Source organism: Roseomonas sp. CCTCC AB2023176 (genome assembly GCF_042259275.1).
Lineage (GTDB): Bacteria > Pseudomonadota > Alphaproteobacteria > Acetobacterales > Acetobacteraceae > Roseomonas.
Map to the genome: position 1 here is coordinate 3,935,527 of NZ_CP170086.1, position 26,403 is coordinate 3,961,929.

Annotated in this window: 25 protein-coding genes and 1 tRNA gene; 19 read left to right on the forward strand and 7 right to left on the reverse strand. The window is 70.9% G+C overall.

Annotated elements, in window-relative coordinates:
• The 3 genes from ilvN (at window position 1) to ACE7GA_RS19690 (ending at window position 3,393) form a co-directional block, all read left to right on the forward strand.
• Window positions 1–516 (forward strand): acetolactate synthase small subunit, encoded by a 516-nt coding sequence (gene ilvN, locus ACE7GA_RS19680; RefSeq protein WP_376090352.1) that lies wholly within the window; start codon window positions 1–3, stop codon window positions 514–516.
• A 25-nt stretch (window positions 517–541) separates the two neighbouring features.
• Window positions 542–1,558, forward strand: coding sequence for a ketol-acid reductoisomerase (gene ilvC, locus ACE7GA_RS19685; RefSeq protein ID WP_376090355.1), 1,017 nt, complete (start codon window positions 542–544; stop codon window positions 1,556–1,558).
• Between the two features lie 254 nt (window positions 1,559–1,812).
• Window positions 1,813–3,393 (forward strand): 2-isopropylmalate synthase, encoded by a 1,581-nt coding sequence (locus ACE7GA_RS19690; RefSeq protein ID WP_376090358.1) that lies wholly within the window; start codon window positions 1,813–1,815, stop codon window positions 3,391–3,393.
• 59 nt (window positions 3,394–3,452) lie between these two features.
• Here ACE7GA_RS19690 and ACE7GA_RS19695 read toward each other — a convergent pair whose 3' ends face one another.
• Entirely contained in the window at window positions 3,453–3,695 is a 243-nt protein-coding gene (locus tag ACE7GA_RS19695; RefSeq protein ID WP_376090361.1) for a hypothetical protein, read from the reverse strand.
• 272 nt (window positions 3,696–3,967) lie between these two features.
• Between ACE7GA_RS19695 and ACE7GA_RS19700 the strand changes: the two genes are divergently transcribed.
• The 9 genes from ACE7GA_RS19700 (at window position 3,968) to ACE7GA_RS19740 (ending at window position 13,559) form a co-directional block, all read left to right on the forward strand.
• A complete protein-coding gene (locus ACE7GA_RS19700) occupies window positions 3,968–5,011 on the forward strand; it encodes a rod shape-determining protein (protein ID WP_376090363.1) in 1,044 nt (347 codons plus the stop codon).
• Between the two features lie 68 nt (window positions 5,012–5,079).
• The gene (mreC, locus tag ACE7GA_RS19705; protein ID WP_376090366.1) at window positions 5,080–5,952 is read left to right on the forward strand and encodes a rod shape-determining protein MreC; all 873 of its coding nucleotides are present in this window, start codon (window positions 5,080–5,082) and stop codon (window positions 5,950–5,952) included.
• Window positions 5,953–5,959: 7 nt separating this feature from the next.
• The gene (gene mreD, locus ACE7GA_RS19710) at window positions 5,960–6,499 is read left to right on the forward strand and encodes a rod shape-determining protein MreD (RefSeq protein ID WP_376090369.1); all 540 of its coding nucleotides are present in this window, start codon (window positions 5,960–5,962) and stop codon (window positions 6,497–6,499) included.
• Window positions 6,496–8,385 carry a penicillin-binding protein 2 gene (mrdA, locus tag ACE7GA_RS19715; RefSeq protein WP_376090372.1) on the forward strand — a complete coding sequence of 630 codons (1,890 nt, stop codon included), beginning with the start codon at window positions 6,496–6,498 and terminating at the stop codon, window positions 8,383–8,385. The genes mreD and mrdA overlap by 4 nt, the downstream gene beginning before the upstream one ends.
• 10 nt (window positions 8,386–8,395) lie before the next feature.
• Window positions 8,396–9,559 (forward strand): rod shape-determining protein RodA, encoded by a 1,164-nt coding sequence (rodA, locus tag ACE7GA_RS19720; protein ID WP_376090375.1) that lies wholly within the window; start codon window positions 8,396–8,398, stop codon window positions 9,557–9,559.
• Window positions 9,560–9,637: 78 nt separating this feature from the next.
• Window positions 9,638–9,713 (forward strand) — tRNA-Lys (locus ACE7GA_RS19725).
• A gap of 246 nt (window positions 9,714–9,959) precedes the next feature.
• Window positions 9,960–11,006, forward strand: coding sequence for a TRAP transporter substrate-binding protein (locus tag ACE7GA_RS19730; RefSeq protein WP_376090378.1), 1,047 nt, complete (start codon window positions 9,960–9,962; stop codon window positions 11,004–11,006).
• A gap of 7 nt (window positions 11,007–11,013) precedes the next feature.
• Window positions 11,014–11,346: a hypothetical protein gene (locus ACE7GA_RS19735; RefSeq protein WP_376090381.1), complete on the forward strand. Its 333-nt coding sequence runs from the start codon at window positions 11,014–11,016 to the stop codon at window positions 11,344–11,346.
• 11 nt (window positions 11,347–11,357) lie between these two features.
• Window positions 11,358–13,559, forward strand: coding sequence for an ATP-binding protein (locus tag ACE7GA_RS19740; protein ID WP_376090384.1), 2,202 nt, complete (start codon window positions 11,358–11,360; stop codon window positions 13,557–13,559).
• Window positions 13,560–13,708: 149 nt separating this feature from the next.
• Here ACE7GA_RS19740 and ACE7GA_RS19745 read toward each other — a convergent pair whose 3' ends face one another.
• Both ACE7GA_RS19745 and ACE7GA_RS19750 read right to left on the reverse strand, forming a co-directional pair.
• Window positions 13,709–14,749: a dipeptidase gene (locus tag ACE7GA_RS19745; protein ID WP_376090387.1), complete on the reverse strand. Its 1,041-nt coding sequence runs from the start codon at window positions 14,747–14,749 to the stop codon at window positions 13,709–13,711.
• On the reverse strand, window positions 14,746–15,846 hold the full coding sequence (locus ACE7GA_RS19750; RefSeq protein ID WP_376090390.1) for a serine hydrolase domain-containing protein: 1,101 nt from the start codon (window positions 15,844–15,846) through the stop codon (window positions 14,746–14,748). Before ACE7GA_RS19750 ends, ACE7GA_RS19745 begins: the two co-directional genes overlap by 4 nt.
• A gap of 204 nt (window positions 15,847–16,050) precedes the next feature.
• Between ACE7GA_RS19750 and msrA the strand changes: the two genes are divergently transcribed.
• The 7 genes from msrA (at window position 16,051) to ACE7GA_RS19785 (ending at window position 22,236) form a co-directional block, all read left to right on the forward strand.
• Window positions 16,051–16,608, forward strand: coding sequence for a peptide-methionine (S)-S-oxide reductase MsrA (gene msrA, locus ACE7GA_RS19755; protein WP_376090393.1), 558 nt, complete (start codon window positions 16,051–16,053; stop codon window positions 16,606–16,608).
• On the forward strand, window positions 16,605–17,039 hold the full coding sequence (gene msrB, locus ACE7GA_RS19760; RefSeq protein WP_376090396.1) for a peptide-methionine (R)-S-oxide reductase MsrB: 435 nt from the start codon (window positions 16,605–16,607) through the stop codon (window positions 17,037–17,039). The genes msrA and msrB overlap by 4 nt, the downstream gene beginning before the upstream one ends.
• A gap of 103 nt (window positions 17,040–17,142) precedes the next feature.
• A complete protein-coding gene (locus ACE7GA_RS19765; RefSeq protein WP_376090399.1) occupies window positions 17,143–18,120 on the forward strand; it encodes a YncE family protein in 978 nt (325 codons plus the stop codon).
• Window positions 18,117–18,857, forward strand: a complete 741-nt coding sequence (locus ACE7GA_RS19770) for a polysaccharide deacetylase family protein (protein ID WP_376090402.1) — start codon at window positions 18,117–18,119, stop codon at window positions 18,855–18,857. The genes ACE7GA_RS19765 and ACE7GA_RS19770 overlap by 4 nt, the downstream gene beginning before the upstream one ends.
• 3 nt (window positions 18,858–18,860) lie before the next feature.
• Window positions 18,861–19,838 carry a sterol desaturase family protein gene (locus ACE7GA_RS19775; protein WP_376090405.1) on the forward strand — a complete coding sequence of 326 codons (978 nt, stop codon included), beginning with the start codon at window positions 18,861–18,863 and terminating at the stop codon, window positions 19,836–19,838.
• Between the two features lie 638 nt (window positions 19,839–20,476).
• Window positions 20,477–21,661, forward strand: a complete 1,185-nt coding sequence (locus ACE7GA_RS19780) for a zinc-dependent alcohol dehydrogenase (protein ID WP_376090408.1) — start codon at window positions 20,477–20,479, stop codon at window positions 21,659–21,661.
• A 26-nt stretch (window positions 21,662–21,687) separates the two neighbouring features.
• The gene (locus ACE7GA_RS19785; RefSeq protein ID WP_376090411.1) at window positions 21,688–22,236 is read left to right on the forward strand and encodes a hypothetical protein; all 549 of its coding nucleotides are present in this window, start codon (window positions 21,688–21,690) and stop codon (window positions 22,234–22,236) included.
• A 10-nt stretch (window positions 22,237–22,246) separates the two neighbouring features.
• Here ACE7GA_RS19785 and ACE7GA_RS19790 read toward each other — a convergent pair whose 3' ends face one another.
• From ACE7GA_RS19790 to ACE7GA_RS19805, 4 genes are read right to left on the reverse strand one after another with little or no spacing between them, the layout of a single operon-like run.
• A complete protein-coding gene (locus ACE7GA_RS19790; RefSeq protein ID WP_376090414.1) occupies window positions 22,247–23,041 on the reverse strand; it encodes a transporter substrate-binding domain-containing protein in 795 nt (264 codons plus the stop codon).
• 13 nt (window positions 23,042–23,054) lie between these two features.
• Complete coding sequence (locus tag ACE7GA_RS19795; RefSeq protein WP_376090417.1) at window positions 23,055–23,819, reverse strand: peptidase; 765 nt, start codon at window positions 23,817–23,819, stop codon at window positions 23,055–23,057.
• A gap of 60 nt (window positions 23,820–23,879) precedes the next feature.
• Window positions 23,880–24,815, reverse strand: coding sequence for an alpha-E domain-containing protein (locus tag ACE7GA_RS19800; RefSeq protein ID WP_376090420.1), 936 nt, complete (start codon window positions 24,813–24,815; stop codon window positions 23,880–23,882).
• Window positions 24,815–26,305 (reverse strand): circularly permuted type 2 ATP-grasp protein, encoded by a 1,491-nt coding sequence (locus ACE7GA_RS19805; RefSeq protein WP_376100393.1) that lies wholly within the window; start codon window positions 26,303–26,305, stop codon window positions 24,815–24,817. Before ACE7GA_RS19805 ends, ACE7GA_RS19800 begins: the two co-directional genes overlap by 1 nt.
• Between the last annotated feature and the right edge of the window lie 98 nt (window positions 26,306–26,403).

Here is a 26,403-nt window from a genome sequence, read left to right on the forward strand (position 1 = left end):
ATGTCCGACCTGATGCAGCGCACGGCGACGATCGCCGTGCTGGTGGAGAACGAGGCGGGCGTGCTCGCCCGCGTCATCGGCCTGTTTTCGGGCCGCGGCTACAACATCGAGAGCCTGACGGTCGCACCCGTCGATGAGGCGCGGCGCCTGTCGCGAATCACGGTCGTCACGACGGGCACCGACATGATCATCGAGCAGATCAAGGCGCAGCTCGACCGCCTGGTGCCCGTGCACAAGGTGTCCGACCTGTCGCTGGAGGGGCCGCACCTCGCGCGGGAACTCGCACTGATCAAGGTGATCGGCGTCGGCGACCATCGCATGGAGGCGCTGCGCCTGGCCGACGCCTTCCGAGCCCGCGTCGTGGACGCGACGACGGAAAGCGCGACCTTCGAGATGACGGGGAGCGCCGAGAAGATCGACGCGTTCATCGCGCTGATGCGGCCGCTGGGGTTGGCGGAGGTGTCGCGGACGGGAGCGGTGGCGATCGCGCGGGGAACCCGCAGCCTCGCCGCCTGACAGGTATTCCATTAGGAGAGTTGCGATGCGCGTTTACTACGACCGCGATGCGGACGTGAACCTGATCAAGGCCCGCAAGGTCGCGGTCATCGGCTTCGGGTCGCAGGGCCATGCCCACGCGATGAACATGCGGGATTCCGGCGTGAAGGACGTCGTCATTGGCCTTCGCCCCGGCGCCTCGGCGAAGAAGGCGGAAGCCGCGGGCTTCCAGGTCATGTCGCCCGCCGATGCGGCGAAGTGGGCTGACGTCGTCATGGTGCTGACGCCCGACGAGGGGCAGGGTGATCTGTACCGGGACCACCTGCACGCGAACATGAAGGACGGCGCGGCGCTCGCCTTCGCGCACGGGCTGAACGTCCATTTCAACCTGCTGGACCCGCGCCCGGACCTCGACGTCTTCATGATCGCGCCGAAGGGGCCCGGGCACACGGTGCGCGGCGAGTACCAGAAGGGCGGCGGCGTGCCCTGCCTCGTCGCCGTCAACCAGAACCCGAGCGGCAACGCGTTGGAGATCGCGCTCTCCTACGCTTCCGCTATCGGCGGCGGGCGCTCCGGCATCATCGAGACGACCTTCAAGGAGGAGTGCGAGACTGACCTCTTCGGGGAGCAGGTCGTGCTCTGCGGCGGCCTGGTCGAGCTGATCAAGGGCGGGTTCGAGACGCTGGTGGAAGCGGGCTATGCGCCGGAGATGGCCTATTTTGAGTGCCTGCACGAGGTGAAGCTGATCGTGGACCTGATCTACGAGGGCGGCATCGCCAACATGAACTACTCCATCTCCAACACCGCGGAGTACGGAGAGTACGTGACGGGCCCGCGCATCATTACCGACGAGACGAAGCAGGAGATGCGGCGCGTGCTCGCCGACATCCAGACCGGCAAGTTCGCGCGGGACTGGATGCTCGAGAACCGCGTGAACCAGGCCTCCTTCAAGGCCACGCGCCGCCGCCTGGCGGAACACCCGATTGAACAGGTCGGCGAGCGTCTCCGTGAGATGATGCCCTGGATCAAGAAGAACCAGCTGGTGGACAAGGCGAAGAACTGAGCCACGGCCGGGGGTGGCGGTTCCGCTTGCCCCCGGCGCCAGCCCCCGATACGCTTGGAACCGAGATGAGCGCCCTCGTCGCCCGTATCGCGACCCTCCGCCCCGGCCGCCCGGCCGGGACCCCCGCGCTCGTGCTTCTTCTTCGACTTCGCCGCCCCTGGGCGTGACGCCCGGCTGACCGCCGGCATCGCTCAGGGGGACCCCCGGGGCGCTTCGCGCTCCCTCGCGCGAAACACGAACGAAGGCATTCCCTCATGGCCCTGAACCATCCGAGCTTCGGCTCCATTGCCCCCGACCGCGTCATCGTCTTCGACACGACTCTGCGAGATGGCGAGCAGTCCCCCGGCTTCTCCATGAACCTGGAGGAGAAGATCCGCATGGCCGAGGCGCTGGCCGACCTCGGCGTGGACGTGATGGAGGCCGGCTTCCCCATCGCGAGCACCGGCGACTTCGACAGCGTCCACTCCATCGCTGAGAAGTTCGGCAAGGACGGCCCGGTCGTCTGCGGCCTGGCTCGTTCCGCCGACGGCGATATCCTCCGCGCGGCCGAGGCGATCCGGCCCGCTGCCCGCAAGCGCATCCACACCTTCATCTCGACGTCGGACCTGCACATGCGGGTCAAGCTGCGGATGAGCCCCGAGGAGGTGCTGGCCGCGGTCGTGCGCAGTGTGTCGCTGGCCCGCCAGTACACCGACGACGTCGAATGGTCGGCCGAGGACGGCTCCCGCACCGACATGGATTTCCTGTGCCGCTGCGTGGAAGCCGCGATCAAGGCGGGTGCGACGACGATCAACATCCCGGACACGGTGGGGTACGCGCTGCCGGAGGACATGCACCGCATCTTTCGGACCGTGCGGGAACGCGTGCCTGGCTCCGACACGGTGATCTTCTCCACCCACAACCATGACGACCTGGGCCTCGCCGTCGCCAACACGCTGGCCGCCGTCCAGGCCGGCGCGCGGCAGGTGGAGTGCACCATCAACGGTATCGGCGAGCGTGCAGGCAATGCGAGCCTCGAGGAGATCGCGATGGCCGTCCGCACCCGCGGCCCCGCCATCGCGCGAACTACGGGCATCCAGACGCCGAACATCCTGCGCACCTCGCGCCTGCTGGCGACGATCACCGGCTTCGACGTGCAGCCCAACAAGGCCATCGTCGGCCGCAACGCTTTCGCGCATGAATCCGGCATCCACCAGGACGGCGTGCTGAAGGATGCCTCGACCTACGAAATCATGACGCCGGAGAGCGTGGGCTGGACGACCAACTCCCTCGTCCTCGGTAAGCATTCGGGCCGCGCGGCCTTCCGCGACAAGCTGAAGGCGCTGGGATACGAAATCGGCGACAACGCGCTGAACGACGCGTTCCGTCGCTTCAAGGATCTCGCCGACCGCAAGAAGGTCGTTTACGACGAAGACGTCGTGGCGCTGGTGGACGACGAGGTCGTTCGCCAGAACGACCGGATCAAGCTGGTGGCGCTGACGGTGACCTCCGGCCTGCACACCCGTCCCATGGCCACCTGCACTCTGGAAGTGGACGGCGAGGCGCGGGAGGGCATGGCGGTCGGCGACGGCGCGGTGGATGCCTGCTTCAACGCCATTCGCAGCGCATGGCCGCACGAGGTCGCGCTGAAGCTCTACGCCGTGCAGTCCGTGACGGGCGGGACGGATGCACAGGCGCGCGTGACGGTCCGTTTCGAAGAAGGCGGGAAGCTCGTGGATGGCCAGGGGGCCGATACGGACACGGTCGTCGCCTCGGCCCGCGCCTACGTGCACGCGCTCAACAAGCTGCTGGTGAAGCGGGAGAGGACGGCGCCCGCCGCGATGACCGCCGCCTGAAGCGACGAAGGGGCGGCCCCCTGCGGGACCGCCCCTTCGATCAAACGTTCAGAACGCGCTCAGCGCCACACGGGGCGGCCCAGGTTGACGTCGCGGCCGCTCGTCAGCGCACCGCCGGCCGCGCCGACGCCGCCGCCGATCAGGGCGCCCGTGCCCACGCTGCCGCCGGTCAGCGCCGCGACGCCCGCACCCGCGCCGGCACCCAGCAGGCCGCCGGACACCGCGCGGTCGCCCGTGCTGTAGCCGCAGGCGCCGAGGGAGAGGCCGGCGAGCGCCAGCAGGGCGAGGGAGGTCTTGCGCATGTTCCGTTCCTTTCTTCGTACGCCGTATGCGCGCCGATAACGCCGTTGCGGATCAGCCGGTTGCGCTTCGGTGACGAGGCCCTCCGGCGCGGCGGGCCGCCGCGGCTGAGCTGGCGCTGGGTGCTGGCGCGGCCCCGCGCGTCCGGGCGCGGGGCGGGCCCGGTCGGGCGGCCGGGGATACTGGCTTGAGCGACAGGGCCGGCGGGGCTAACCACCCCCCGCGCCGGGCGATGCCGCCCCGCGGTCCCCCTTACCTTCGAGGTCAGCCCCGCATGTTCTCCCGCCTGTTCGGCTTCCTGTCTGCCGACATGGCCATCGACCTCGGCACCGCGAACACCCTGGTCTACGTGAAGTCCCGGGGCATCGTCTTGAACGAGCCGTCGGTCGTCGCCATCGCCGATATCCGTGGACGAAAGCAGGTGCTCGCCGTCGGCGACGAGGCGAAGCAAATGCTCGGGCGCACCCCCGGGAACATCGCGGCCATCCGCCCGCTGCGGGACGGCGTCATCGCCGACTTCGAAGTGGCGGAGGAGATGATCAAGCACTTCATCCGCAAGGTGCACAACCGGCGGTCCTTCGCCTCGCCGATGATCATCGTCTGCGTCCCGTCCGGCTCCACCGCCGTCGAGCGCCGTGCGATCCAGGAGAGCGCGGAGAGCGCCGGCGCCCGCAAGGTGCTGCTGATCGAGGAACCGATGGCCGCCGCGATCGGAGCCGGCCTGCCGGTGACCGAACCGTCGGGCTCGATGGTCGTGGACGTCGGCGGCGGGACGACCGAGGTCGCGGTGATCTCCCTCGGCGGCATCGTCTATGCCCGGAGCGTGCGCGTCGGCGGCGACAAGATGGACGAGGCCATCATCTCCTACATCCGCCGCCAGTTTAACCTCCTGATCGGCGAGAGCACGGCCGAGCGGATCAAGATGGAGATCGGCGCCGCCTCTGCGCCCGAGGAGGGCGAGGACGGCCCCATCGCCGAGGTCCGCGGCCGCGACCTGATGAACGGCGTCCCGCGTGAGGTCTACGTCTCGCAACGCCAGATCGCGGACAGCCTGGCGGAGCCCGTGTCCCAGATCGTCGAGGCGGTGAAGGTCGCGCTGGAGAACACCCCGCCCGAGCTCGCGGCGGACATCGTGGACAAGGGGATCGTCCTGACCGGGGGCGGCGCGCTGCTGAACCGGCTGGACGGGGTGCTGCGGGAGGCCACCGGCCTGCCCGTTTCGGTGGCAGAGGACGCCCTGTCCTGCGTCGCCCTCGGCACGGGTCGTGCGTTGGAGGAGATCAAGCGCCTTCGCCACGTGCTCAGTTCGATGTATTGATCACGGGCCGGTGACGCCGGTCGGTCCGGGCCGGGCGGCGCCGAGGGGGAGAGGGGGATGAGGGTGGTATGATCCGTCTCAGCGTCCCCTTGCGGCAGGCCTTGTCGCGCCTGACGGTCCCGGTGCTCGTTGCGCTGGCCTTCGGAACGATGCTGCTCGGCAAGGCCGATACGGCGGTGATCGAGCGCGCCCGGATGGCCCTGGCCGACGCCCTCGCCCCTCTCTACGCCGTCGCCGCGGAGCCGATCGGCGCCGTCCGCAACGCCGTGGCCGAAGCTCGGACGCTCCTCGACCTGCGTGAGGAGGCGGCCCGGCTCCGTCAGGAGAACGACCGGCTGCACCGCTGGCAGGCCGCCGCCCTGGCCCTCGAGGCGGAGAACGCGATGCTGCGGAGGCAGCTCGCCTTCGTGCCCGACGCCGCCCCGATGTTTCGCACGGCCCGCGTGGTGGCCGATGCCGGGGGGACCTACGCCCGTGCCGTGCTGCTGGCGATCGGACCGCACCTGCAACTGCGGAAGGGCCAGATCGCGCTCGACGAGCGCGGCTTGGCGGGACGCGTGACCGAGGTAGGTGAGCGGTCCGCACGCGTGCTCCTCGTCACCGACATGAACAGCCGCATCCCCGTGATCCTTGAGGGGTCTCGGGCCCGCGCGATGATGGTCGGCACGAACAACGCCCGGCCGCGCCTTCAGCACTGGCCGGAGGGCGTGCAGCCGCAGGAAGGGGATCGGGTCGTGACCGGCGCCGAGTCCACGGCTTTTCCGGCCGGCCTCCCCGTCGGCATCGTCCGGATCGGCGAGACGGGGTCGCCGGAGGTGGAGCTCTACGCCCGCCTCGACCGGCTGGACCTGCTCCGCATCTTCGAGTTCGGCCTGGCCGGCATCCTGCCGCCCGAGGCGGTGGCGCGCCCCGATCCCGCCGCCTCGCGGTCCAGGCGCTAGCCCAGCCATGGCGGTCCAGGGCCGCCCGGAACCGGCACCCGGCCTGCTGCGGCGCCTCGACGAGGCGGCGCGTGCCGCCCTGCCGGCGACGAGCACCGCGATCCTCTTGCTCGCCGCGGGGGCCCTGCCGGGCATGCCCTCCCTCATGCCCGCGATTGCGCTCGCCAGTGTGTTCTTCTGGACGATCTTCCGCCCGGCTGCCATGTCCGCGCCCGTGGTCTTCCTCCTCGGTCTCCTCCAGGACCTCCTGGGCTTCGGCCCCCTCGGCGCCGCGGTCCTTGTCCTCCTCCTGGCCCATGCCGGGACGCTGCGGGTGCGGCGCAGCCTGGCGAAGCAGTCCTTCCTCGTCGTCTGGATCGCCTATCTCGGCGTGGCGGCAGCGGCCGTGGCGATGGGCTTCGCGCTTCACGCCCTGCTCGCCTGGCGCCTGCCGCCGCCGACCATGGCGGCCACGCAGATGGCGCTGACGGCGGGGCTCTACCCCCTCCTGGCCTATCCTTTCTCCCGCGCCCACCGCGCCATGCAGCGGGCGGAGGCGATGGCGTGAAGGTCAAGAAGGAGGAGGAGTTCCGCCGCTCCGTCTTCACCCGCCGGGCGCTGGCGCTCGGCGCGCTCCAGATCGGCGGCCTCGGCTTCCTCGGCTGGCGCCTGAACAAGCTGCAGGTCGAGGAAGGGGAGCGCTACGCCACGCTGGCGGAGGAGAACCGCGTCTCCGCCCGCCTCCTGGCCCCGCCGCGCGGTCGCATCCTGGACCGGGAGGGGCGGGTCATCGCGGGCAACCAGATGAACTGGCGCGCCCTGATGGTGGCGGAGGGGGCAGGGGACGTAGCCGCCGTCCTGGAAACCTTCTCCCGCATCGTACCGCTCGCCGAACACGAGCGCGCTCGGATCGAGCGGGAACTGCGCCGGCGCCGGCGCTTCGTGCCCGTCATCGTCCGGGAGTTCCTGACTTGGGAGGAGATGGCGCGGATCGAACTGAACGCGCCCGACCTGCCCGGCTTGTCCGTGGATGTCGGCCAGACCCGGGAATACCCCGAGCGCGAGCACATGGCCCATGTGGTGGGCTACGTCGCACCACCCGCCGAGGCCGATATCGGCGACGACCCGCTGCTGGAACTGCCGGGCATCCGCGTGGGCCGCGCGGGGATCGAACGGTTCCACGACCGCACCCTCCGCGGCCGCGCCGGCGCGGTGCGGCTGGAGGTGAACGCCGTGGGCCGCGTCATCCGCGAACTCGACCGGCGCGAGGGGCAGCAGGGCCAGGACATCGGCGTCTCCATCGACGCCGATCTCCAGCGCACCGTCCGCGCCCGGTGCGAGGAAGGCACGAGCGCGGTCGTCCTGGACGCCAGAAACGGCGAGATCCTCGCCATGGCGACGCAGCCCTCCTTCGACCCCAACCTGTTCAATTCGGGCGTCTCGGCCGCGCAGTGGCGGGAATGGACGAACCGGCGCTCCACGCCGCTGATCAACAAGGTCACGAACGGGCTCTACGCGCCGGGCTCCACCTTCAAGATGGTCGTCGCGCTGGCCGCCCTGGACGCGAGGGTCTGCACGCCCGGCGACCGGGTGCCTTGTCCCGGCTACTACGACCTCGGCGACACGCGCTTCCATTGCCATGCGCGCTACGGGCACGGCTCGCTCGATATGCGGCAGGGCATCAAGTACTCCTGCGACTGCTACTTCTACGAAATGGCGAAGCGCACGGGCATGGACCGCATCGCCGCCATGGCGAACCGGCTCGGCCTCGGCGTCGACCTCGAGATCGAACTTCCGGGCACGCGGAGGGGCCTTGTTCCCACTCGCGCCTGGCGCCAGGCGCAGGGAAAGCCCTGGAACCTCGGCGACACGGTGGTCCATGGCATCGGCCAGGGCTTCTACCAGCTCACACCGCTCTCGCTCGCCGTCATGTCGGCCCGCATCGCCTCGGGGCGAGCGGTGCAGCCGCACCTGACGCGCACGATCGGGGGCCGCCCGGCCCGCGGCACGCGCCCGGATGATTGGCCGTCCCTCGGCATCCCCGACCGCGACCTCCGGCTCATGCGGGATGCCATGTGGGCCGTCGTGAATGAGGAAGGCGGCACGGCGCGCACCGCGAAGCTGCCGGCCTCGATGGGACAGATGGCCGGGAAGACCGGCACGACCCAGGTCCGGCGCGTGAGCCGGGAGCAGCGGGAGCGCGGCTTCCGGGTGGAGAGCCTGCCGCGGGAATGGCGGCCCCACGCGCTGTTCGTCGCCTTCGCGCCGTACGACAACCCGCTCTACGCCATCTCGGTCGTGGTGGAGCACGGCACCTCCGGCTCCGGCGCCGCCGCCCCGATCGCGCGCGACATCATGACCGACGTGTTCAACCGCTTCCGCCAGCCGCCCGTCCCGGCCGGTGCCCGCGTCGCGGAGGCCCTGCCGCCGCGGCCGGCGGCAGGACGCCCCTGAGGGCCGACGCATGATCCTCGACCGCCCGCAATACTACGAGCGCCGCCTGCTGATGCGGGAACGCTCCTTCGGCATCCTGGAGAAGCTCTGGGGCATCCCCTGGACCCTTGTCCTCCTGCTCTGCGGCGTCGCGGCCATCGGCTACGTCGCGCTCTACTCCGCCGGCGGGGGTGCGCCCGAGCCCTATGCCTCGAAGCACGCGATCCGCTTCGGCTTCGGCGTCGTGCTGATGATCTCGATCGCGCTGGTGGACATCCGCTTCATCGCCCGCTTCGCCTGGGTGGGTTACCTCGGTGCCGTCGCTCTCCTCGTCCTCGTGCTGCTGCACGGCAATGTGGGGAAGGGGGCGCAGCGCTGGATCGATGTGGGCCCGATCCAACTTCAGCCGTCCGAGCTGATGAAGATCATGCTCGTCCTCGCGCTGGCGCAGTGGTTCCACCGCGCGTCCTGGGAGCGGATCGGCAATCCGCTGTTCCTCATTCCGCCGGCGATCATGGTGCTGCTTCCCGTGGGGCTGATCCTGAAGCAGCCCAACCTCGGCACCGCGCTCATCACCGCGGCAATCGGCGGCGCCGTGTTCTTCGCCGCCGGCGTTCGATGGTGGAAGTTCGCGCTGATCGGGGCTGCAGGCGCCGTCGCGGCCCCCATCGCCTACGAATCGCTGCACGACTACCAGCGCGCGCGGATCACGACCTTCCTCGACCCGGAGAGCGACCCGCTGGGGGCCGGCTACAACATCATCCAGTCGAAGATCGCCCTCGGCTCCGGCGGCATGTGGGGCAAGGGCTTCCTGCAGGGGACGCAGGGACACCTGAACTTCCTGCCGGAGAAGCAGACGGACTTCATCTTCACCATGATCGCGGAGGAGTTCGGCCTCGTCGGCGCTCTGACGACGCTCGGGCTCCTCGCGCTTGTCGTCATCTTCGCGTTCCTGACGGCCATCCGCAGCCGCCACCAGTTCGGGCGGCTGGTCGCGATCGGCCTGGGGACCAACTTCTTCCTCTATGTCTTCGTCAACGTCGCGATGGTCACGGGCAGCATTCCCGTCGGGGGCGTGCCGCTGCCACTGATCAGCCACGGCGGCTCGGCCATGCTGACGGTCATGCTGGGGTTCGGGTTCCTCGCGAGCGTCTTCGTGCACCGGGACGCCGAGTTCGCCGCCGTGCGGGAATGACGCGCCGGCCCGCTTGACGGCCGCGTCGGAACCGGTAGAACCCGCCGCCCGAGCCGGCGCCGGTCCGGCGCGTGGCGTGGGCGCATAGCTCAGTTGGTAGAGCAGCTGACTCTTAATCAGCGGGTCCTAGGTTCGAGCCCTAGTGCGCCCACCACGCCCCCCGGTGCCCGCCCATTCGGATCCCCGCTGCGAACCGTCTGACGCGATTGTGTCCGATGGCCGTTCTCGCGCTATGCTTGCACGCGGGAAGGGTGTTCCGGTGAAGCGACGCGAGCAAAGCCAGGGCCGGCCGGTTCGCCGAGAGGGCGTCCGCCCGCATGGCCGCCCGGCGCGCATCCTTCGTGCCGCCGCCCTCCGCTTCGCCGGCGCGGTCGCGTGGGCCGCCATCGTCTGTGCCGCGATGACCGGCTCGGCCCTGGCCCAATCCGGGACGCCAGCGCCGATTCGCCTCCGCGTGCTCGGAGGCCTTGCGGGTCTGCCGCAATACGTCCAGCTCGAGGAGCCTTTCTGGACCAACCGGATCCCCGAGGTGACCGGCGGCCGCGTGCTGGCCGACATCGCGCCCTCGGACCGGAGCGGTATCCGGGCCCAGGACGCGCTGCGGACCATCCGGCTCGGCGTGACCCCGTTCGGGACGGTCCTCCTCGGCTCGGTCGCCGCCGAGGTGCCGGAGCTGAGCGGCATGGAACTGCCGGGTGTCGCGCCGGACCTCGCCACGCTGCGGCGGGTGGTGGACGCGACCCGCCCCTGGATCGCCGACCTGCTGCGCGAACGCCATGGGACGGAGCTGCTGGCCGTCTACACCTACGCGGCCCAGGTGGTCTCCTGCGTCCGGCCCTTCGGCGACCTCTCGCAGCTCCGCGGGCGCCGCATCCGCACCTCCGCCCCGGCGCAGTCGGAGGTCGTCTCGGCGATCGGCGGCATTCCCGTCGTCATCCCCTTCGCCGAGGTGGTTCCGGCCGTCCGGGCGGGCGTCGTGGACTGCGCGGTCACAGGGGCCATGGGCGGCTGGCAGACGGGCCTCGCCGAGCTGTCCTCCCACATTCACCCGATGGCCATCACCTGGGGGCTTGCCCTGTTCGGGGCCAACGTCAACGCCTGGCGCTCCCTTCCGGTCGACGTCCGCGACACGCTCCGCCAGGAGATCGAGGGGCTCGAGGCGCGGGTCTGGCAGGCCGCCGACGCCGAGATGGTGCAGGGCCTGGCCTGCACCGCCGGCGCCCCGACCTGCCCGCCGGAGCTTCAGGTCACCCCGGATGGCCGACGGCGGCCGCGCGGGCGCGTGACGCTCCTTGCCCCGACCGCGGCCGACGAGGCGCTGCGCCGCCGCGTGGTCGAGGACGTGGTCCTGCCCCGCTGGGCCGAGCGTTGCGGGGCGGAGTGCGCGGCGACCTGGCACGACCGGATCGGGCGCGACCTGGGCTACCGTGCCCCGGGCGGGGGCTGAGCGGGCCGTGGACCAGACGTCTCCGCGGCCTTTCCTGCTGAGCCGGGTCGTCCTGGCCATCGCCACGACGGTCGTCGCCCTCATCGGGGCGCTGGGCTTCGCGACCTCCGCCCTGCTGAGAGGCGGCGAGACCGCCGCGGAAGCCTATGCGAGGGAGGCCGTGACGAGCGCCGGCGCGGCCGCCGTCGCCTCCGTGAACCGTACCTTCGTGCAGGTCGATTCCGTCCTGGCCGGCCTCCCCGACCTGCTCGGGGAAGTCGTCGCGGTGCATGGCGATGCCCAGCCGGAGCGGGATGCCGCGATCGCGCGGCTCCTGGGGGCCTCACCGACTCCGTCCTGAACATCCGTGACATGCTCCTGCTCCCGCCCGATGGCGGCTTGCCGCTGGCGGCGGCGGTGGCCGGGTCGCGGCGCCGCCCACCGCCGATCGCGCCGGGCGCCCTCCTCCCCTCGGCGGGGCTGGGCTGGGCCGGCGGCGTCACGATCGCGGGCCCCGTCCCGAACCCACTGACCGGGGAGTGGGCGCTGTTCTTCGCCCGGCCCATCGAGGTCGCTGGCTACGGCCGCGCCATCGCCGTGGCCGAGGTTCCCGTGCCGCTTATTGCCGGCGGCCTGACGCTCCTGACCGTCGCACCCGGCGCCGCGTCGCAGCGGGTCCTGCTGATCCGGAGCCAGGAGCGGATCCTCCTCGCGAGCGCGCCCCACGACGAGGGGAGGATCGGCCGCCCGCTGCCCCGCAGCATGGCGGAGGGACGGGAAGGCGCGCGAATCTCCTCCGTCCAGACGACGATCTACCCCGAGATTTCCCTCATCGTGAGCGACGAGCGGGACGCCGCCATGGCGGCCTGGAACGTGACGGCAAAGCGGATCGTCGGCATCGCCGCCGGCTTCGCTCTGCTCATCCTCATTCCCGCGGTGCTCCTTGTCTTCCTCCTGCGGCAGCGGGACCGGGCGGAGCGAGACCGCGCGCGGGACCGGCGGCTCCTGGACCTCGCCATCGCCTCCATGTCGGAAGGCTTCGTCATGTGGGACGCCGAGGACCGGCTCGTCGTCTGCAACGAGCGCTACCGCGACTTCTACCGCCAGAGCGCACCCATCCTCGTGCCCGGCGCCCGGCTCGTGGACGTCATGCGTTTCGGCGTGGAGCACGGCCAGTACCCGCAGGCCGGCGACAACCCGGAGGCCTTCATCGCCGAGGCCATCGCGCATCACCGGGCGCCTTGGGATACGCCGCCGCAGGAGCGCCTGTTGCCCGATGGGCGCTGGATCCTCGTGACCGAGCGCGCCGTGCCCGGGGGCGGCCGCGTCGGCATCCGCACGGACATCACGGCCATCAAGCGCGCCGCCGCCGACCTCGCGGCAGCGCGCGACGCGGCGGCCGGACAGGCGGCGGCGAAGTCGCGCTTCCTCGCGCGGATGAGCCACGAGTTGCGCACGCCGCTGAACGGCGTCCTCGGGATGGCGCAGGCCCTCGTCACGGACCCCGATCTGACGCCCGCGCAACGGGCGCATGCGGAAGTGCTGATGGAGGCGGGGCGGCACCTCCTCTCCGTCGCCGACGATATCCTGGACTTGGCTCAGGTCGAGAGCGGCAAGGTCGCGCTCAGGCCGTCGCCGGTGGGCATTCAGGCCCTGCTCGAGGCCTGCACCGGCATCGCGAGGGCGGCAGGACAGGAGAAGGGCGTCTCGGTCAGGCTGGACCACGACGCGTCGCTGCCCGCCTCGGTCGAGGCCGACGCCCTGCGGCTGCGGCAGCTCCTCATCAACCTCCTGTCCAACGCCGTGAAGTTCACGCCGGCGGGCGGGCGGGTCCTGTTGCGCAGCCGCGCCTGCGGCCTGCCCTCCGGGCCGGGTCTGCGGATCGAAGTCCTGGACACCGGGCCCGGCATCCCGCCGGAGCAGCGTGCGGCGGTCTTCCGCGACTTCGTTCGCCTGACCTCCGTCGAGCCGCCGAGCCGGGGAACCGGCCTTGGCCTCGCGATCGCGGCGAACATCGTGGACGCGATGGGCGGACGGATCGGCGTGGACGACAGCCCCGAGGCGGCCGCCGAGGGCAGGACGGGAGCACGGTTCTGGGCAGAACTCCCGCTCATCGCGGCGGCCGAGCCCGCCCCGGCGGCGGCACGGCCGGAGGGACCGATGCCGTTCCGTGCGCTCCGGATCCTCGTCGTGGACGACGTCGCGACCAATCGCCTCGTCGCTAAGGCGCTGCTCGGGCGCCTGGGGCATGAGGCCGTGCTCGCCCCGGGTGGCGCGGAGGGCATCGAACAGGTCCGCCGCGCCTGGGCCGAGGGCGCGCCCTTCGATGCCGTGCTGATGGACCTCGCGATGCCCGGCATGGATGGGCTTCAGGCGACGACGCGGATCCGCGAATTGTCACCCCGGCGCGGCGGAGCGGTCCCCGTCTTCGCGCTGACGGCCGGCGTGGTGGACCGCGACGCGGCGGCGTGCCGGCAGGCCGGGATGAACGGGTTCATCACGAAGCCCGTGACACTCGAGATGCTGACGGCCGCTCTGTCGGGGATCCAGGCCTCCGCGGATGTGTCGGGATAGCCAGCCGACGACGGGCGGGCGGCCCGCTTCCTCGTCGTCCGGTCCGCCAGGGTAGCCGGGCCGTTGCCGGCGGGTGCGACGAGCAAGGGTCCGAGCTCGACGCCGGCGGGAAGCGGTGCGCTGGTCCTCCTCGGCAGGTCCTGCCCCGGCTAGCCTTCGGCTGCCACCCGTTCCGCCTCTCGCCAGACGCGAAGGAAGTTGCCGGACCAGAGCAGCCCGATCGCCGCCCGATCGTAGCCGCGGCGAAGCAGCGCAGCGGTAAGGTTCGCCGTTTCACCCGCGTGCCGCCATCCCGCGACTCCCCCACCACCGTCGAAGTCGGAGGAAAGGCCGACATGGGGCAGCCCGATCCGGCGGACCGCGTGATCCACGTGGTCCGCGATGTCCTCGATGCTTGCGTGGAAGCGCCCGTTGGGGTCAGGGCCCTTAAGGAAGGCGGAGACGGCGGTGATCTGGATCAGCCCGCCGCTGTCCCGCAACGCGTCGAGTTGCGCGTCGTCGAGGTTGCGCGGGTGGTTCCGCAGCGCGGCGCAGCAGGCATGCGTCGCCACGACCGGCGCGCGCGAAATCTCCACGCATTGCAGCATCGCCTCGCGGTGGATGTGGGAGATGTCCACCATCATCCCGATGCGGTTCATCTCGGCGATCGTGGCCCGGCCGAGGGGGGAGAGGCCGCCGTGAAGCGTGGGACCATCGCCCAGTTCCGGCTTCGGCCGCGCGGCGTCGGACAGGTCGTTGTGCCCGTCATGCGTGATCGTGAGGTAGATCGCACCGAGGCCGCGCCAGAGGGCGAGGCGCGACAGGTCGTGGCCCATCGCGTTGCCATTCTCGACCGCCAGCAGGACGGAATGCGCGCCGGCGGCGTGGGCCGCTTCGAGGTCACCGGGGCGCGTCACGATGCGCCGGCCCTCGCCGTGGGCAGTCCCCCGAATCGCGCGCAGCATCGCCTCGGCCCGCGCAGCGGAGGCGGCGTGGGCCGCGGGGTTGCGCGGCCCCTGCGGCGTGTAGGCGATGAACACCACGGCCCCGAGCCCGCCCGCCCGCATCTTCGGGAAGTCCACGCAGCGCCGCGTCTCCGTCCGCGGGTCCGGCGTGTCGGGCCAGGGGATGTCCACATGGGTGTCGAGGGTGAGCGTCGCCGCGTGGATCGCGGTGGCCTCGGCGTCGAGCGGCTGGACCATGTCGTTCATGCGGTGCGGGCCTCGGCGATCAGGCGGATCATGTCCGGAAGGGCGGCCGGGTCGAGCCAGCGGAAGACTGCGACGATCCGGGTGGCCGGTTCCACCCAGATGGTGTGACCGCCGGCACCGGAAGCCCGCAGCGCGGCGCGGTCGCCCCGCGGAAAGCTGCCGCTGCGGTTCAGCCACCAGAGCAGGCCGTAATCGGCGTTCAGCGGGCAGGGCTGGCCGGAGGCGGCGACCCAGCCTTCCGGCAGGATTCGCCGACCGTCCCAGACGCCGTCGTTCAGCATGAGCAGCCCGATCCGAGCCTGGTCCTCGGCATGGGTGAAGATGCCGCCACCCCAGTGGCCCCCGCCGGGGACGGAGGGCATGGGCGCGCCGTCGATCTCGACCGTGGCGGTCCGGTAGGCCTCCCACCGCCAGTCGGGGGAGGAGCCGATCGGCCCGGCCACGCGATCGCGCCAGACCTCCGGCAGCGGCCGCCGGAACAGGTGGAGGAGGCCGAGCGACAGGGCGTTCACGCGGACGTCGTTGTATTCCCAGTACGCACCGGGCGTCTGGAGCGGCCGTTCCCAGCCCTTCGGCGCCTTGCCCTCCCGCGCCAGGTCGCGGCCCCGGTCGATGCGGTCGGCCTTGCCGAAGAGGGTGCCCTCCCACTCGCTCGTCTGGGTCAGGAGCATGCGCCAGGTGACCGCGCCGTTCCGCGACCCCTCGAAGGCCGGATGGCGGACCGAGGCGGAGACGGGCGCGTCCAGGTCGGGCAGCAAGCCGTCACCGACGGCGACGCCTGCCAGGAGCGAAAGACAGGACTTCGCGACGGAGAATGTCATGTCTACCTGCCGCGTGTCGCCCCAGCGCGCGGCCAGGACGCCGTCACGCAGGATCAGCCCGTTGGGCGCGCCGCGGGGCGCGGTCGGGCCGAGGACCTCGTTGTCCGGCGGCGCCTCGAAATGACCGCCTTCCAGATGGGCGAGGATGTCGCGCGGGAAGGGGCTGTCATGGCCTTCTGCATGGGCGACGGCTGCGGCGAGCCGTGTCGGGTCGAAGCCGAGGGAGCCGGGAACCGCGGCGGGAAAGGCCGCGGGGTGAGGGGAGGGGACGGGCATCGCGCGCAACCTGAACCCGGGCCGGTCCGCCGTCCATCCGACCGGAGGAGGAGGTGCCCCGCCAGGCACGCGGTGCGGACCGGCGCTCGGGTGCCGTCAACGCGCGATGCGCGCGCCCCGGCGTCGCCGAGCCAGGCGCCTCGCAGCACGCTCCGCGGCCCCCGTAACCTGTTCCACCACGGTCCGAACCCCCATATCGGGGATATGAGCGACATGAACCGAACCGAGACCGCGATCCTGGGCGGCGGCTGCTTCTGGTGCCTCGACGCCGTGTACCGGAACCTGGAAGGCGTGAAGGAGGTCGTCAGCGGATACGCCGGCGGCCACGTCAGCAACCCGTCGTACGAACAGGTCTGCGCCAAGACGACCGGCCACGCCGAGGTCGTGCGGGTGGTCTTCGACCCCGCCACGATCTCTTACGCCGACATCCTCCGGATCTTCTTCACGATCCACGACCCCACGACCAAGGACCGCCAGGGCGCCGACGTGGGGCCGCAGTACCGCAGCGTGATCTTCTACACGTCTCCGGAGCAGGGGGCGACGGCGAGGGAGGTGGCGGCGGAGATCGCGGGCCAGGGTCTCTACCCCGATCCGATCGTAACCGAACTCGAGCCATCCCCCGACTTCTGGCCCGCCGAGCCGGAGCACCAGGACTACTTCGCGCGCAACCCCTGGTCCGGCTATTGCCGTGCCGTGGTCGCGCCGAAGGTCGCGAAGTTCCGCAAGACCTTCTCCCACCGCCTGCGGGAGCGCGCGGCGTGAGCGCGGCCGACAGCACGAGCAAGCATGGCGCCTTCCCCGTCCAGAAGCCGGACGAGGAGTGGCGCCGGACGCTGTCGCCGGAGGCCTACAAGGTCCTGCGCAAGCACGGGACGGAGCGGCCGGGTTCGTCGCCCCTGAACTACGAGAAGCGCACGGGCACCTTCACCTGCGCCGGCTGCGGCAGCCCGCTCTTCGCCTCCGACACGAAGTTCGAGAGCGGGACAGGCTGGCCTTCCTTTTTCCAGCCGATGGAGGGCGCCGTCGCGACCACGACGGACCGGTCATTCTTCATGACGCGGACCGAAGTGCATTGCGCGACGTGCGGCGGCCATCTCGGCCACGTGTTTCCGGACGGGCCGCGTCCGACCGGCCAGCGCTACTGCATGAACGGCGTGTCGCTGGGCTTCGAGCCGGCCGGGAACGGCGCCTGATTTCCGCCCCGAGGTCGCGAGAAACAGGCGCTTGACCAGGGTGGGGCGGGGCGGGCAAGCCTGCCCGCGCCGCACCCGTCCGGCTCTTGGAGCTCGTTCCGCCATGCGCCGCTTCGCGCTGTTCCTGGCCGCCCTGGCGGTCACCCCGCTCCCGGCCCGGGCGGACCTTGTCTTCGTCCTGAACTCGCTTAATCCGGACGTGCAGGTGATCGACGCCGCCACGCGGCAGGAGGTCCGGCGCATCCCGATCCTGCGGGAGCCGCACCACCTCGTGCTCACGCCCGCACGGGACATGCTGCTGATCGCGGATTCCGGCGGCAACGAGATCCACTTCGTGGATCCGCAGACCGGCGAAGTGCGCAAGCGCGAGCGGGTCGCAAACCCCTACCACCTCGACTTCACGCCGGACGGCAAGCTGCTGGTCGTCACCGGGCTGCGGCGCGACCAGGTGGACATCTACAACTGGGACGGCACCAGCCTGAACCTGGCTGGGCGCGTCCGTCCCGGCGACATGCCGTCCCACATCGCGTTCAAGCCGGACAGCACGATCGCCTACGTCACGGTCCAGGGTAGCCGGCGCGTGGCGGCGATCGACCTCCGCACGCGGGAGGTCATCTGGAACGTCGAGGTCGGGCGGGAGCCCGCCGGGATCATCTGGCACAACGACCGCCTGCTCGTCGGCATCATGGGGTCCGACCACATAGCCGTCCTGAACCCGGAAACGCGGCAGATCGAGCGGCGCATCTTCATCGGCCGCGGCGCACACGCGATCTTTCCCGCGCCGGACGGCCAGCGGCTCTACGTCACGTCGCGCGTGGACAGCCGGATCACGGCACTCGACGCGCGCACGCTCGACCCCATCCGGTCCTATGACGTACCGGGCGGGCCGGACTGCCTGTCCTTCGACCCGCAGGGGCGGATCTGGACGACGCTGCGCTGGTCGCGGCAGCTCGGCATGCTGGACCCCGCGACGGGGGAGGTCGTGACCTCGCCAATCGGGCGGTCACCGCACGGGATCTTCTACTCCGCAGGCGCCCGCGTGCCGGCGGGGGCCGGGACGCCGACCGCGTCGCTGCGATGAGGCGCATCCTCGCCACGCTGATGGCGCTCCTCGTCGCGGCGCCGGCGGTGGCGCAGCCGTCCTGCCGCGGCACGGTGTACCTGACGATCGACACGGGCTGGTCGCGGGAGGCAGAGGAAATTGCTGCCATCCTTCGCCGCCGCAATGTCCGCGCGACCCTCTTCGTCGCGGACGAGCCGACCTTCCGGGGCGACCGGACTCTCGGCCCCGAATGGGCGGCGTTCTGGCGGGCGCGGGCGCGGGAGGGACACGTCTTCGCCTCCCACACCTGGCGGCATTGGTATTTCTCCGGCGATGCCGGGCCGGGGCGCGTGCGCTACGCCGCTCGGTCGGGCGGCGGGTCGGAGGTGCTGGATCAGGCAGCTCTTTGCGCCGAGCTGCGGCGGCCAACCGACGCGCTGAAGGCGATGGTGCCGGAGGCGCAGGTCTTGCCGCTCTGGCGCGCGCCGGGCGGCCGGACTACGCCGAACGCCGTCGCCATGGCTCGCGCCTGCGGCCTGACGCATCAGGGCTGGACCGCAAACGGCTTCCTCGGCGATGAACTCGACAGCGGCACGCACCCGAACAGCGCGCTGCTGTCCCGCAACCTGGCCAATGCGAGACCTGGCGAGGTGATGGTCATGCATTGGGGCGTGCGCAGCCGTCGCGAGCCCTTCGCCGGTATCCTGGAACCCCTGATCGCCGGCCTGCAGGATCGGGGCTTCTGCTTCGCGCCACTGCCGCCGAACGGAATCTGATCCGTGGACCTCCTCACCAACGCCTACGCCGACCTGATCGCCTGGATCGCCGACCGGGCGCTGCTGCCCTTCCTCTACGCGACAGGGCTGATGGCCTGGGAGGAGGACGCAACGGGCTGGCTGGACTTCGCCGTTCTCGGCGTCGTGCAGATCATCCTGATCTGGCTCGTCTGCCGGCCGCTGGAGGCCTGGAAGCCCGTCGAGCGATGGGATGACCGGCGGGAGGTGGTGACCGACATTCTCTACACGATCCTCACGCGGCTCGGGTTGCTGCCGCTGATCGTCTTCGTGCTGTTCCGGCCCGTGCAGTCCTGGCTCCAGGGCTCCTTCGCCGATGCCGGGCTGACGCCGCCGACGCTGGAGGGCTGGTTCCCGATCCTGCGCGACCATTCATTCATCGCCTTCGCTGCCTATGTCGTGATCCTCGACTTCGGCGATTACTGGCGGCACCGGCTCCAGCACGCGCTTCCCTGGTGGTACGCCCTGCACGCCGTCCACCACGCCCAGACGAAGATGACCTTCTGGACGGATGACCGGAACCACCTGCTGGACGACCTGCTGGCGGGGCTTTGGTTTGGCGTCCTCGCGCTGCTGATCGGCGTGCCGCCGGCGCAGTTCCCCCTGATCATCCTGCTGCTGCGTTTCGTCGAGGCGCTGAGCCACGCGAATGTCCGCCTATCCTTCGGTGCTGTCGGGGAACGGCTGGTCGTGTCGCCGCGCTTCCACCGCGTGCATCACGGCCCGCTCTCGGCGGGGGAGGACGGGCGGAACTACGCGGTGCTGCTTCCGATCTGGGACCTGATGTTCCGCACCGCCGACTTCCGCCGCGATGTCTTCCCGGTGACGGGCGACCCGGGGGCGCCGAAGGCCATGGCGACCGGATCCTGGTGGCAGCAGCAGGTGGAAGGCGCGAAGGGGCTGTGGCGTTCCCTTCGTGGCCAGCCTCTGTCGGAGGCGCCGCAGCGGGCACCGGCGGAGTGAAGGCTGCGGCGGCCACGCTGGCCGCGCTCACCGTTGCGGCGACGGCCTGCGCGAGAGGCGAGGGCGTGACGGTCGATCTCCAGGCGGAAGGAGCGTTCCACGAGCGACCCTCCCTGCGGGGCGAGGTCCCCGTGTCGGCGCGCTGCACCGTGTTTTCCGTGCTCCCCGCGCCAGGGCCGGGACCCATGCCACACGTCCCGCCGCAGATGGAGGTCCGCGTGAGCGGTCCGTCCGGTGACCTGTTCAGGCTCCTGACCGAAGCGCATCCGTCCGAGGGTGTGCCAGTCCAGGCACTGGTTCCCGTCACGGCCGGTGGCCGAGTGTGGGACGGCGTACCGGCCACGTTCCGCCGAACATCCGACCGCGGCTCCGCTCGCGGGACGTTCAGCCTCACCGGACATCCCGCGGTGGAGGGAGGCGGCGATACGATCGCCGTCTCGGGCGACTGGAACTGCCCCGAAGGCTCGCCGGGAGGTTCATAGGCCGCACACCGGACCGCAGCGCGTCCGACCGAACCGGCACCGGACCCGCAGATCGCGGTCAACGCCACCGACTCTCCAGCGTTCCTGACCCGACGCCCGGCCGCGCTTCCCGCGCTGCCGGCGCAACGAACGGGTTTGCGCGAAGGAGGAACGCCGGTGAAGGCACTGGTCTGGCACGGCAAGGGCGACATCCGCTGCGACACGGTCTCCGACCCGGAGATCGAGGATCCGCGCGACGCCATCATCAAGGTCTCGTCCTGCGCGATCTGCGGCTCGGACCTCCACCTCTTCCACAACCTCATCCCGGCCATGCTGCCCGGAGACATCATGGGCCACGAGTCCATGGGCGAGGTCGTCGAGGTCGGCGAGGGCGCGAAGCACAAGCTGAAGGTCGGCGAGCGCGTCGTCATCCCCTTTACCATCACGTGCGGCGAGTGCGACCAGTGCCGCCGCGGCAACTTCTCGGTCTGCGAGCGCACGAACCGCAACAAGAAGCTGGCGGACAAGGTCTTCGGGCACACCGCCGCCGGTCTATTCGGCTACACGCACCTGACCGGCGGCTACCCGGGCGGCCAGGCCGAATACCTGCGCGTTCCCTTCGCGGATTCCACGCATATCAAGGTGCCGAGCCACCTGACGGACGAGCAGGCGCTGTTCCTCTCCGACATTCTGCCGACCGGCTGGCAGGCCGCCGTGCACTGCGACATCGAGCCGGACGATACCGTCGTGATCTGGGGCTGCGGCCCGGTCGGGCAGATGGCGATCCGCAGCGCCATCCTCCTCGGCGCGAAGCAGGTCATCGCTATCGACCGCCTGCCCGAGCGCCTGTCCATGGCCGAGGCCGGCGGCGCCATCCCGCTGAACTTCGCCACGGAAAGCGTGATCGAGCGCCTGAACGACCTGACCGACGGCAAGGGCCCGGAGAAGTGCATCGACTGCATCGGGATGGAATCGCATGTCTCGATGGGCCAGCCCGACACCATCCTCGACCGCGCGAAGCAGATGATGATGCTGGAGAACGACCGGCCCCACGTGCTGCGGGAGATGATCTACGTCTGTCGCCCCGGCGGCATCATCTCCATCCCCGGGGTCTACAGCGGCCTTTCGGACAAGATCCCCTTCGGCATGCTGATGAACAAGGGCATCACGATCCGTACGGGCCAGACGCACGTGAACCGCTTCACGGACGACCTGCTGCGACTGATCGAGGACGGGCACATCGACCCGTCCTTCGTCATCACCCATACGCGCCGGCTCGAGGACGGGCCGGAGATGTACCAGGTGTTCCGCGACAAGCAGGACAGCTGCATCAAGGTCGTTCTCAAGCCCGGAAGCGTCTGAACCGGCGCCCAACACGAGGTGACGCGATGAACGTGATGACGAAGGCCGCCGACATCGTCCGCTCGCCGGGCGATCCGAAGGTGGAAACGAGCGGGCCCAGTTCGCTGGGGAATTCGGACCGTCTTGCGCGCGGGCTCGGCTGGTTCAGCATCGCGCTCGGCATGACCGAGATGATCGCGGCCGATCGTCTCGCGCGCGCACTCGGCGTGCGCGGCTACGAGTGGCTCATCCGGCTCTTCGGGGCGCGGGAGATCACGGGCGGCGTTCTCTCGCTCTCGGCCAATCCGAATGTCGGGATCGCCAGCCGCATCGCGGGCGACGCGCTGGACATCGCGGCCCTCCTCGCAGCCCTGCGGCGGGGCAACCCGCGCCGCGGCAACGTCGAGATGGCGCTGATCGCAGTGATCGGCATCACCGCACTCGACATCGCTTGCCAGAAGGGCCTCGTCGCGCGTCACGCCCGCCCGAAGGGTCAGGCGCGCGGTTACGCCGACCGCACCGGCTACCCGCGCGGGATCGACCAGGCCCGGGGCGCGGCGAAGCGCGTGCTGGACAGCGCGAAGGCGACGGCCTGACGCTGCGGGCTCAGCGCGCGGCCGGCGCGACCTCCGCGTCGCGCTGGCCGCTCTCCTCCAGCACCCGGGCGACGAGGCCGGAGGCCTTCGCCTCCTCCACCACCTCCCGCAGGAAGGCGAGCCCGGCCTCGCGCCCGCGCGGCGTCGCGACGGCCTGTTCGATCACCATGAAGCGGCCCGGCAGCACGCGGTGGCCGGGGCTGGACGCGGCGAAGCCCCGGATCGGCTGGCCGACGCCGGCCACGACATCGAGCGAGGGGTCGCGCGCGAAATCCTCGATCGCCGCGGCGGAGGTCGCGCTGCGGACCAGCGTCGCCTGCCGGATCGCGCGCGTCAGGAACAGGTCGTAGGCGCTGCCGCGTCCGACGGAAATCCGGATACCCGGGCGGTCCACGTCCTCGTTGGCCCGGATGGGGCTGGCGTCGCGGACGGCGTAGATCCCCTCGATGACGGCGTAGGGCGCGGTATAGGCGATCTCTTGCGCCCGCGTCGGGTCCACCGCCAGGAAGGCGACGTCCCAGACGTTTCCCGGGGCCGCCTTGTTGGCGTCGGTCACCGCACCCGCGGCCTCGTAGGGAACGTAGGTCGCCGGCACACCGAGGCGCCGCGCGACCTCCCGCGCCAGCACGGCGGAGACGCCACGCGGCTCCCCGCCGGCGGGATCCCGCTGGGCCAGGACGGGATTGCCGAAGTTGATCGCCGCGCGGAGCGTCCCCGTCGGCGCCAAGTCACGGCGTGCGGCCTCGGTCTGCGCTACCGCCGGGCCCGCCGTCAGCGCCGCCACTACCGCGAGGGTCCTGAGCATCCGCGCATCTCCTTCAGGCCGGAGTCTGCGCCGGGTCCACGGGCTGCACCAGCCAATCCGGCGCGGGCAGGTCGCGGAACAGGTCACGGATATGGCTCGTCCAGGCGTCGCGGAGATCGTGGAAGTAGGGATCGTTCTCCTCGATCCGCCGGATCGGCGGGAAGGCGAGCGAGTCCTTGCGGTACACCACCATGTCGAGCGGCATGCCGACGGACAGGTTCGCGCCGAGCGTGTCGTCCATGGACAGCAGGCTCAGTTTGGCGCCGTCCTCCAGTCTCGTCCGGTGAGTCAGGATGCGCAGCAGCGTCGGCTTGCCGTATTTGTGCTCGCCGACCTGCAGATAGGGGGTGTCGGTCGTCGCCTCGATGAAGTTGCCCGCCGAATAGACGAGGAAGAGGCGCACCGGCCCCCCCGCGATCTGGCCGCCGAGCAGGAAGGAGGCCGCGAAGGAAATACCCTGCGCCCGCAGTGCCGGGCCATCCGCCGCATAGACCGCCCGCACTGCCTCGCCCAGCAACTGCGCGGTGCGGAACATGCTTGGGACCGTCAGAAGGCTCTGCCGCGTACCCTCCAGCATCACCCCTTCCTGCAGCCTGTTCCACACGGCCTGGGTGATTCCGAGATTGCCCGCGGACATGAGGCACAGCGCCCGCTCCCCCGGAACGGTCGAGGTATAGACCTTTGAGAAGGTGGAGACGTTGTCCACGCCCGCATTGGTCCGCGTGTCCGCCAGCATGACCAGCCCGTCCTCGAGGTACAGGCCGACGCAGTAGGTCATCGTGGTGCCTCTCGTGCCAGGGCGGCGGGCGAACGCGCGGGGCGCCAGGGCGTTGCGGGATCAGCCGTCGAGGAACGCCTCGGCCATGCTGCTCCCCAGCGCGGCATTGCCCGCGATCAGGCCGCTCAGCAGCGCCGGCAATCCATCTTGACCGAGACCCTCGGCGACGCGGGGGTGGCAGCGATCGCGGAGGTCATTCGCCAGCCGCCTCGGGGCCGTGCGGCCCTCCGCCACGGTCAGCGTCTCCAGGATCGTGCAGACCTCGCCGTAGCAGGCCCGGGTGGAGCGCGGCAGTTCGGGCCGGGCGATCAGCAGTTCCACGACGCGTTCCGCCCGCAGCCTCTCGCGAAAAAGGTGCTGGTAGGCACGCAGCGCGGAGACGGAGCGAAGCGTCGCCTGCCACTGCGAGTGGTTCGCGACGTCCTTCGCCGCGCCGGGTGCGAAGGCGTCGGCATGGGCTGCGAGGAGCCGCGCCGTGTTGTCCGCGCGCTCCAGCATCGTGCCGAGCCGCACGAAGCGCCAGGCATCGTCGCGCAGCATCGTGTCGGTTGCCGCACCGTTGAACAGGACGGTCCGTGCGCGGACCCAGTCAAGGAATCCGGCGAGCCGATCGCCCCCCGCGTCGCCCGGATCGAGCTTCCGAAGATCCATCCAGGTGTCGTTGACAGCCTCCCACATGTCCACGGTCAGCGCGGTGCGGACGGCGCGCGCGTTGCGCCGCGCCAATTCGAAGCAGGACGCGATGGAGGAGGAGTTCAGCGGGTCGAAAGTGAGCCAGCGCGCGGCCTGTTCCGGCGTAGGATCGCCGTAGAGGGACGCGTACTGCCCCGTGCCGCCGGTGGCGTCGAGGAGGCGCCTCCACTCCCGCGCCTCCTCCCCGCGTGGGGCGGCGAGCGCGGCCATGCGCAGCGTCGCCCCGAGGCCACGCGCGGTGTTGGCGGCGCGCTCGGTGTAGCGGCCCAGCCAGAACAGGCTGTCGGCGGTGCGGGAGAGCATCAGCGCGTCCCGAGCGTCTGCGACATGCCGCCGAGGCTCTGCGTCATGGCGCCGGGCGCCTGCCGCTGTTCCATCGGCGGGTCGTCCTCCAGCACCCAGGTGTCCTTCGTGCCGCCGCCCTGGGACGAGTTGACGACCAGCGAGCCCTCCCGCAGTGCCACGCGGGTGAGTCCGCCCGGAACCATCCGCACCTGACCTTTCCCGAAGAGCACGAAAGGCCGCAGGTCCACGTGCCGCGGCGCCGGCCCCGTCTCGCAGAGCGTCGGCACGGTCGAGAGGGCGAGGGTGGGCTGCGCGATGTAGTCCGTGGGCTTCGTGCGGATGCGCTCGGCGAAGGTCGCACGCTGCTCCGCCGTCGCATGGGGGCCGACGAGCATGCCGTAGCCGCCGGAACCACGCGCCAGCTTGACCACCAGCTTGTCCAGGTTCTCCAGCACGTAGGTGCGCTCGTCGTCGCGCTCGCACATGAAGGTCGGGACGTTGTTCAGGATCGGCTCCTCGGACAGGTAGAAGCGGATCATCGCGGGCACGAAGGGATAGATCGCCTTGTCGTCCGCGATGCCCGCACCCGGCGCGTTGGCCAGCGTCACGCGCCCCGCGCGATAGGCGGCGATCAGCCCGGGCACGCCGAGATGCGAGTCCGGGCGGAAGGCCTTCGGGTCGAGGAACTCGTCGTCCACGCGGCGGTAGATCACGTCGACCCGCTTCGGCCCCGCCGTCGTGCGCATGAACACCGTATCGTCGCGCACGAAGAGGTCGGCGCCCTCCACCAGCTCCACGCCCATCTCATCGGCGAGGAAGGAGTGTTCGTAATAGGCGGAGTTGAACGGCCCAGGCGTCAGCACGACCACAGTCGGCTCGCCGTGGCAGGCGGGCGGAGCGAGGGACTTCAGAGTCTCCAGCAACTCTTCCGGATAGTGCGACACCGGCGCGATCCGGTGCGCGGCGCAGAGCTGCGGCAGGAGGCGCAGCATCGCCTCCCGGTTCTCCAGCATGTAGGATACGCCGGAGGGGACGCGGCAATTGTCCTCCAGCACGAAGAACTCGTCTGCGCCGGTGCGGACCAGGTCGATGCCGGAGATGACGGTGTAGACGCCGCCCGGCGGCGTGAAGCCCTCCATGACGTCGCGCCAGCCCTCGTTCTTCAGGACGAGGTCGGCGGGGACCAGCCCTTCCCGCAGGATGCGCCGGGGACCGTAGCAATCGGCGAGGAAGGCGTTCAGCGCGCGCACCCGCTGTTCAAGGCCGCGCGCCAGCCCGTCCCATTCGCCGCGGGAGAGAATGCGCGGGATGATGTCGAAGGGGATCAGCCGCTCGGGGTCGCCACCTTCGGTATAGACCGCGAACGTCACGCCGATCCGCCGGAACAGAACCTCGGCCTCGCGGCGCTTCGCATCCATCTCCGCCGGCGTGGCGGCTGCGAGCGAACGGGCCACGCCGGCATAGGGGGCACGCACCGCCTTCGCCCCATCCGGACCCTCGCCGCTCATTTCATCGAAGGCCACCGAGCCGCGTCTCCCCCTCCCGTTCCCCTACATCGTCGCAGCAAGCGGCGTGCCGGGGGAGGGGGGTCCACCGGGCCGGCCCC